Source organism: Streptomyces sp. WAC04114 (genome assembly GCF_019733245.1).
Taxonomy (GTDB): Bacteria; Actinomycetota; Actinomycetes; order Streptomycetales; family Streptomycetaceae; genus Streptomyces; species Streptomyces massasporeus_A.
This window is the reverse complement of sequence record NZ_JAIGQA010000272.1, coordinates 1-7906: the sequence shown is the minus strand read 5'-3', so window position 1 is coordinate 7906 and position 7906 is coordinate 1. Positions and strand designations below refer to the sequence as shown.

The 7906-nt window shown below is 68.4% G+C and carries 8 protein-coding genes; 7 read left to right on the top strand and 1 reads right to left on the bottom strand.

The genetic code is table 11. The annotated features are described in order from the left end of the window. The 7 genes from K4G64_RS37415 to K4G64_RS37385 form a co-directional block, all read left to right on the top strand. A partial coding sequence (locus K4G64_RS37415) for a sensor histidine kinase (RefSeq protein ID WP_221760326.1) occupies window positions 1-1143 on the top strand: 1143 nt, incomplete at its 5' end. Window positions 1144-1169: 26 nt separating this feature from the next. After that, window positions 1170-2135, top strand: a complete 966-nt coding sequence (locus K4G64_RS37410) for a response regulator transcription factor (RefSeq protein ID WP_221760325.1) — start codon at window positions 1170-1172, stop codon at window positions 2133-2135. 148 nt (window positions 2136-2283) lie between these two features. Next, a complete protein-coding gene (locus K4G64_RS37405) occupies window positions 2284-2517 on the top strand; it encodes a hypothetical protein (RefSeq protein ID WP_184559792.1) in 234 nt (77 codons plus the stop codon). Then, window positions 2514-3137, top strand: a complete 624-nt coding sequence (locus K4G64_RS37400; protein WP_221760324.1) for a pilus assembly protein TadG-related protein — start codon at window positions 2514-2516, stop codon at window positions 3135-3137. The genes K4G64_RS37405 and K4G64_RS37400 overlap by 4 nt, the downstream gene beginning before the upstream one ends. A gap of 16 nt (window positions 3138-3153) precedes the next feature. Beyond that, complete coding sequence (locus K4G64_RS37395) at window positions 3154-3732, top strand: hypothetical protein (protein ID WP_221760323.1); 579 nt, start codon at window positions 3154-3156, stop codon at window positions 3730-3732. Window positions 3733-3740: 8 nt separating this feature from the next. Continuing rightward, window positions 3741-4391 (top strand): OmpA family protein, encoded by a 651-nt coding sequence (locus tag K4G64_RS37390; protein ID WP_221760322.1) that lies wholly within the window; start codon window positions 3741-3743, stop codon window positions 4389-4391. A gap of 156 nt (window positions 4392-4547) precedes the next feature. Next, window positions 4548-7133: a hypothetical protein gene (locus K4G64_RS37385; RefSeq protein WP_221760321.1), complete on the top strand. Its 2586-nt coding sequence runs from the start codon at window positions 4548-4550 to the stop codon at window positions 7131-7133. Window positions 7134-7158: 25 nt separating this feature from the next. Here the strand turns inward: K4G64_RS37385 and K4G64_RS37380 are convergent, their stop codons facing one another. After that, window positions 7159-7785 carry a hypothetical protein gene (locus tag K4G64_RS37380; RefSeq protein WP_221760320.1) on the bottom strand — a complete coding sequence of 209 codons (627 nt, stop codon included), beginning with the start codon at window positions 7783-7785 and terminating at the stop codon, window positions 7159-7161. Window positions 7786-7906: the final 121 nt, after the last annotated feature.

Here is a 7906-nt window from a genome sequence, read left to right as displayed (position 1 = left end):
CCCACCGCCCTCATCAACGCGAACGACGGCCTCCCCACCCGCCTCGTCGGCGCGGCCGTGGTGGTCACGTTCATGACGTCCTACGTCCTGTTCAGGGACTGGGAACGCTTCGGCCCCCTCCTCCTGCGCCACCCTTCCCTCCTCGCCGCGGACACCCTCTTCGGCGCCCTGCTCCTCATCGCCGCCGGCCCCGACAGCACCCTCGCCTACGTCAGCGTCTGCACACCCCTCCTGGCAGGCCTGGTCTACGGCTGGCGAGGCGCGGCCGTCTTCGCCTCCCTCCAGGCCCTGCTGCTGCTCCTCATCCACGCGGCACAGGAGGACCCGGCCCCCGGCATCACCGAGTCCGCCCTCCTGCCCGGCCTCTGCGTCATCGCCGGAGCGGTCGGCTCCAGCCTCCGCAACCTCATGCTCCGCTTCGGCGCGGCCACCCAGGCCCTCACCACCGTCCAGGCCCGTCTCGCCGTGACGGAAGCGGTCAGTGCCGAGCGCGCCCGCCTGGCCCGCGAGATGCACGACTCCGTCGCCAAGACCCTGCACGGCGTGGCCCTGGCCGCCGACGGACTCACCACCGCGACCGATGCCGACCGCATGGACCCGGCCCTGGTGCGACAGCAGGCGGCGCTCGTCGCCCGTTCGGCCCGCCGGGCGGCCGCCGAATCCCGCGAACTCCTGGCCGACCTGCGCCGCGAATCGGACCCGGACCAGGCCACGGACGTGCTGGTCGAACTGGCCGCCCGCACCCGCGACTTCAGCACCCGCACCGGCCTCCCGGCGGTCTACCGCCCCACCGGCGCCCACGCCGTGCCGCCCGTGCCCCCGGCGGTGGCCCGCCAGCTCCTCACGATCGCCTCGGAAGCCATGGAGAACGCCCACCGCCACGCCCGCCCCACCCGCGTCGACGTCAGTGCGGGCGTCCACGGCGACCTGCTCCGCATCAGCGTCTACGACGACGGTCGCGGCCTCCCGCCCGGCACCACCCTCGAACAACTGCGCCGCGCGGGCCACTTCGGCCTGGTCGGCATGGTCGAACGCGCAGCCTCGGTCGGTGCCCGCATCCGCATAGGCCGCGGCGGCCATCCCCAGGGCACGGAGGTCCGTCTGGAGCTCCCCCTGGCCGCCCTGTCCACCCCCACCGTATGACCCCACGACCCGAGAGGAGGCCCCTGATGCCGGACCAGACGCCCCACTCCACCGGCGCCCCGCAGCCGCCACCACCGCACCACCCTTTCGCCGACCTCCCGCACCCGGCACCGCCGTCCCGCCGCCTCCGGGTCGTCGTGGCGGACGACAACCCCGTGGTCCGCGCCGGCCTCACCGCGCTGCTCTCCGGCCGCCCGGACATCGAGGTCGTCGCGGAGGCCGCCGACGGCCGCCAGGCCTACGAGGCCGCCCACCAGCACCGCCCGGACGTCGTCCTCCTGGACGTCCGCATGCCCGGCGTCGACGGCATCTCGGCCCTCCCGTACCTGGTGCAGATCGCCCCGGTGATGATGCTGACCTACAGCAGGGAGTCGGAGATCGTCCACGAGGCCCTGCGCCGGGGGGCGGGCGGCTACCTGGTCCACGGCGAGTTCACGGCGGACCAGTTGGTCGACGCCGTACGGGACATCAAGGAGGGCCGGGCCCACTTCACCCCGACAGCGGCGGGCGCCCTCGTGGCCCAACTCCGCCAGGATCAACCCCCGGCTGCCCCCTTGCCGGAGGGCCTGGGCCAGTCATCGAGTGCGACTGCATACGGAATTTCCACTTCCGGGCAGTCGTATAGTCAACCTCAACAACCCACCCCACCAGCATCTTTCGACGCCTCGTACGCGCCGCAGCGGCCCACTTCCCCAGAAATGCTTTCGCAAATGCAACCGCATGTGGGACAGTCTTCGTCTGAGTGGACGAGTGGCCGCCCGGCCGCTCCCGACAGGTCGCGGTTCCAACTGAGCACGAGGGAGGCGGAGATCATGGACCTCATCGCGTCCGGCATGAACAACCAGCAGATCGCCGCCACGTGCTTCATCAGCGAGAAGACCGTCAAGAACCACATCAACCGCATCTTCGCCAAGCTCCACAGCACCAGCCGCTCCGAGGCCGCCGCGAAGTGGATCGGCACGGCTCCGGACGCACAGCGGGGACGGGGGTGACCTCCGGTGACGCGACGATGGCACAACCGACGGCTGGGCCCGGTCGATTGGGCCCGGAATTGGGCCCAGGGGCCCTCTGGCGGACAGGGCGTTCCGCCGTACGTTCCTCGTGTCGAAAGCGACACAGCCGAAACCGGAGGGGAACACCATGAGCGACCTGATGCTGAAGACCGCCGTCGCGACCAAGGTCCGCGTGAACGGCTGGAAGAACACGACAGCCGAGGCGATGCGCCGCCGCGCCGGCGACAAGGGGCAGACGGCGGTCGAGTACCTGGGCATCATCGCGGTGGTGGTGGCTATTGTGCTGGCGATTACGGGGACGAACATCGGCCAGACGATCCTCACCAAGATCCAGGCACAGATCGCCAAGGTCGCTCCTTGACGCGACCCAGCCGGTACGGCGACGCAGGGCAGGCTTTCCCCATCTACATCTCTGTGGTGGGGGGCCTGCTCTTTCTCGCGTTCGCGTACTTCGCGGTCGGTCAGGCCGCGGCGAACAGGAATGGTGCCCAGACGGCCGCCGACGCGGCGGCTCTCGCGGCAGCACAGGACAGACGGGACCAACTCGCCGGCGCGTGGGTCAAGGACGTACTGGACCCGAACAAGTGGCAGGCGATCTTTGAGGGCACCGCTGACGGCCTCACTCCGTCTTGCTGGCGCGCGTACCAGCTTGCCGAGCAGAACGACGCGACAGTGTCCTCATGCCCGGATCCGGAAGGGCCCCTGCGCTTTTCGGTCGAGGTCCAGACCAACAAGCCCATGGGGGACTCGATCGTCCCCGGCGAGGCGAACCGAAAGGCGCACGCTTCCGCCACTGCCGTGATCGAGGCCCGCTGTGACATCGATCCCCCAGCCGGGAACGCCGGCCCCGACGTCCTGCCGAAGCTCTTGTGCGAGGACGGGGAGAAATGGGAGCTGGATCCGGACGACCTCGACGTCCTGCCGGAACCCGAAGACCTCTTCGACGTCCACCTGGCCGACCCAGTAGCGAACGACGAGTGATGAAGGAAGCAGAGAGATGAGCATTCGGTTCACTGCGAAGGCCCGCAGGGGAGTGGTCGCGCTGACCGTCGCGGCCGGGTTGGCTCTCGGTGTGGCCGGCTGTGGCGGTGGTGGCGACGGCGATGACAAGTCGAGCCCGTCCGCGTCCGCACCCAAGGACGGATCCAAACCGAGTGCTCAGGAAGGGCAGGCGGCGACACCGCTGGCCGAACTCAAGGGAACGGACGGACTTCTTCTGCGAGTTACTTCCGCCCAGCGGGACGCCGGAGGCTTCGTCACTGTGAGTGGGGGCTTGAAGAACGACGGAGCGGAATCGGTGGCCATCCCCGCTCAGACGAGTGGTGACGAGACCGAGGTCATCAAGCACGGTCAGTCGCTCGGTGGTGCCACCCTCGTGGACTCCAAGGGGAAGAAGCGCTACTACGTCTTGCGTGATACCGACGGACGTCCGCTGACCACGACGGGTCTCACCACCCTCGAGGCAGGGCAGGAGCTTCCCGTATTCATGCAGTTCCCTGCGCCGCCCACCGATACGGTCGACGTCGCGCTGCAACTGCCGACCTTCTCCAGCGGCACCATCAAGATCTCCGGGTGAGGCCGGCCATGAAGACCCCCACGCGCAATCGAACGGCGACTCCACGCCTCGCCCTCGTCCTCACCGCCGCCGGCCTCATGGTCGCCACGAACATCTACGGCGCCGTCTCGGCCCACGCCGACGAAACCCCCGGCGTGCCCCCCGGCACGGAGGCCTCCGCTTCAGCCCCTGTCGACGTCGACCCCAACGACCCCGACCTCAAGCTCCCCGAAGGCGCCACCCTCGCCGAAGCCAAGGTCCTCGACATCAAACAGGTCGTCGAAGACCAAAGCGGTGACGAGCGCCGTGAAGACACCAACGCCGACGTCAAGTTCGCCCTCCAGGCCGAGGTCCTCTTCGGCAAGGACAGCGCGAAGCTCAGCGGCGAGGCGAGGGCCCGGATCTCCGCGATCGCCGAGGAGATCAAGACGCAGAACGCCACGAAGATCCGCGTCTTCGGCTTCACGGACAACCTCGGCTCCTCAGCCCACGGCGACGTCCTGTCCCGGAAGCGGGCCGACGCTGTACAGAACGTCCTCGACCAAGAGCTCACCGACTCCAACGTCACCTACGAGGTCCGCGGCTACGGCGAGCAGTACCCCATCGCCGACAACTCCTCGGAAACCGGCCGCAAGAAGAACCGCCGGGTCGAGGTCTCCTTTCCGCGCACAGAGAGCTGAGTCACCGAAAGTGGGCCCAGGGTTGGGGCCACGGGCCCACGCGTGACTGATCGACGTTCCTTAGCCTCGGCTCAATGCCCGTCTTGAACGGCCGTTTCCCGAGCTGAGCTGAGGTCGCGCATGTCCCCTGCCGGTGACCGGATACCCCCGTACGGAATGGGGGGTGCACAGAACAGCCCGTCCTGGGAACGGCACTCGCCGTTGCCGAGGGAACTGGGCTGGGCGCAGGTACTGCTGTGGGTGCAGTTCGCGCTGACGGCGCTGTACGTGATCACCGTGCTGTCGGTGGTGACGTACTACTCCGGGGAGATCTTCGGGATCCTGGTGTACGACTCGCTCCCCAGCGTGGTCGGTGTCTACCTGGCCCGGCGCCTGTGGCAAGGCGGGGTGTGGACGAGCCGCGCACTGATCGCCGTGCAGGCGTGGATCGTGTGGCTGTCGTTCGGCACGTTGATGCACGGCGACCTGCGGGGCATCACGCAGGCGGCGATGCCGGTGGCGGTCATCGTGCTGTTGCGCCGGGCCCGGTCGCGTGAATGGTTCGAGAGCCCTCCCGAGGACAGGGAGGAGCGGCGGGCGTTCAGCCTGGCAAGGATGATCCGCTGGCGGCAGGACGAGGGCCAGACCGCGGTGGAGTACGCGGGGCTCATTGCGGTCGTCGCCGCGATCATCGTCGCGCTGTCGGTCGGCGGCCTCGGCGGACGCATCGCCGACGGCATCCAGTCGGCGATCTGCTCGGTGACAGGCACGGCTTGCCGCGCTCCGCAGGGCGACGGTACGGAGACGGGCGCGGCCGGGGACAACGACGATGCGCAGCAAGACGGTCAGGTTCCCGGCGCCGACGGCGGCAACGGAGCGGACCCGGACGGCGACACGGCCACGAACGACGATGCGGGCACCCAGGGCGACTCGGGAACCCAAGGCGGGTCGGGCACCCAGGGCGATGCGGGCGGCCAGGGAGACCCCGAAGCCGGCGGCGGCACGGAAACCGGCGGCAGCACGGAAACCGGCGGCGGCACGGAATCCCGCGACGGCACGGGCGTCGGTGACACGGGCGGCAGCGACATCCCCGCGTCAGCCCAGATCATCACCTACGAGGGCGCGGGACCGAACGACACGGTTCCCCTCGCTCCGGGACCGTTCGAGGACAGGTCCCTCTGGGACGACGTTCACGACCAGGAGCGCCACGACAAGACGTTCATGGACCATGTCCGCGGCTTCTTCGTGGCGCCTACCAAGAGCTTCCTGGCCAGCACGATGGACGTCGTCAGCGACCCGGTCGGCTCGGTCAAGGACACGTGGAACGGCCTGAAGGGCTACACCACCGACTGGTGGGGCGACAAGGCCGACGAGCTGGGCAAGGAGTGGGACCAGGGGAACTACCTGTCCTCCGTATGGGGCTGGGTCAATTCGCCCGAGGACTTCGTGTCCGACCTGGCGGTCGACACGCTGGTCGACAAGGAGAACTGGGAGAAGGGCAACTACGGAGCCTCCATCGGCAACACCGTGGTCAACGTCGTCGGCATCTTCAGCCCGAAGACCATCACAAAGTTCACCAAGTTCAAGAAGCTGGCCGAGGTCGGTGAATCCGTCGACAAGGCGGCGGACGCGGCGGAGAAGGCCCGCAAGGCTGCCGAGGCGGGCGATGCCGAGAGCGCTCGGAAGGCCGCCAAGGATGCCGACGACGCGGCGGACGAGGCGGAGAAAAAGGCCCGCGAATCCGGCTGCACCATCGCCTCTCCCGTCCGCCGGATTCCGTACGGTGGCACCCCACCAGGGACCACCACCGGCCTCCTCACCGGCTCCTCCGGCGCAGGCACCACGATCCTCGCCGCCGCCCCGTCCGGCTCCCCGTACGTCGTCCTGGCCCAGGACGGCTGCGACGAGGAGGCCAAGGAGGGGGCCCAGGACGCCCGGGAGAAGGCGGACGCGGCTCAGCAACTGGCGCTGGAGGCCCAGGCGGAGGCGGCGAAGGCCGCCATCAAGCGGGGCAGGCTCAGTATCGACGAGCGCAACATCGACGATTTCGTCAGGAACGCCAAGAAGAACCCTGGCAAGAAGGAGATCGGCAAGGACCAGGCGGCGGCCGCGCTCGACGAACTCACTGATCTCACACGACGCGCCAACGTCGACCGGGCGGGCGCGAGCAAGCTCGGGTCCGAAGTGACCAACGCGCGTACCGCCAGCAGGCTCGAGGAGATGCTTGCCGAGGTACGCGGCGTGCGGCGCGCCTCGGAGGACGCGGCACCCGACAGCACCGTGCACACCGCCGTCGGCTCGGAGCACAACCGGCGTCAGGTCGAGGTCGCGCCCGGAGAAACCGTGGATGTGTCGGACGTGCCGGACGCCGATGTCCTGTACAAGGGGCGGGACGGCAAGGTGCACCTGGTCGAAGTGAAGAACACGGTGAACCCGACGCGTCAGCCGGAATTCGTCGGGAAGATCAACACACTCTCCGAGTGGAAGAAGGCGAATCCGGGCAGCGCGACTCGAGTCGAGATCGACAAGCCTGACAAGTGGACCGAGGTCTTCCGACCCATCAAGGGGCAGAAGGTCTCACCTGCTCAGCTCATGAACGAGAAGGGAGTCGACGCCCGTATCGGAGATGCGAACTTCACGGCCAAGCAGCTGGGCGACATGCAGCGGGCGCTGGAGGCGAAGTACAGCCGGGGTGAGGAAATCGACTGGAACCGGTTGAACGACAACCCCAAGGGGGCGCTGGAGTACCTGGGTCTGGAATGACGAACTGATGCCTCCAGGTATCCGTTCAGCCGCCGAACCAGACGACGAGGCGGACGTTGTCCTCACCATGGAGTTCGGCCAGCGTGCCCATCACGTTCCACACAGGTCGCCATGGACCGTCGGCCGGCACCAGGTCGCGGTAGGCAGGGACCACAGGTCGGTACACATCGCTGCCGAGCGGGAGCTCTCCGTCGGCGGGCCACCGGGAGGGGGCGATGTTGCCGTCTCCGAACGTGGCGGCGGCCGAGTCGTACAGCTCATCCGGGAGTGCGGCCAGCCCCTCGGGCTCGAGGGATCCTTCTTGGGTACGGGACCAGCGGCGAACCCAGTACCGAGACGGGCCGTCGGTGCAGGGGGCGCTCCAGTCGACAGCCGACAGTTCACGCCAGGAGAACCACGAATGACTGTGGCCCTCGAAATCGTCCGCATCCCGTCGTACCGTTTCCGAAAGATCCGCAGGTGCTCCGCGGTCGGGGAAGAGAGCTTCGACAGGTTCCACACTCCGGACGTCGAAGAGCGCTGACCACGACATGTAATCACGGGCCCAATGGAGGTGCCGGAGTTCGGAAAAGGGCTCCCACGACGCGTGTTCAGCGCCATAACGCCCAGGCCCGGGCTTGCATTCCAGCCATCCATACAAGTCGGTACTCATGAAAGCGACCCTATCCAATGCGGTAGCACGAGGAGACCGACGCAGACCCTGCCTCAACCCTTGGCGGCCCTAACCCTCCTCCGCCGACACGACGACCTCTATCCGCGCCCCTTCCCGCACC

Coding starts and splice junctions, on each gene's coding strand:
- K4G64_RS37410 (WP_221760325.1), top strand. CDS start 1,170: ATGCCGGACCAGACGCCCCACTCCACCGGCGCCCCGCAGCCGCCACCA.
- K4G64_RS37405 (WP_184559792.1), top strand. CDS start 2,284: ATGAGCGACCTGATGCTGAAGACCGCCGTCGCGACCAAGGTCCGCGTG.
- K4G64_RS37395 (WP_221760323.1), top strand. CDS start 3,154: ATGAGCATTCGGTTCACTGCGAAGGCCCGCAGGGGAGTGGTCGCGCTG.
- K4G64_RS37390 (WP_221760322.1), top strand. CDS start 3,741: ATGAAGACCCCCACGCGCAATCGAACGGCGACTCCACGCCTCGCCCTC.
- K4G64_RS37385 (WP_221760321.1), top strand. CDS start 4,548: ATGGGGGGTGCACAGAACAGCCCGTCCTGGGAACGGCACTCGCCGTTG.
- K4G64_RS37380 (WP_221760320.1), bottom strand. CDS start 7,785: ATGAGTACCGACTTGTATGGATGGCTGGAATGCAAGCCCGGGCCTGGG.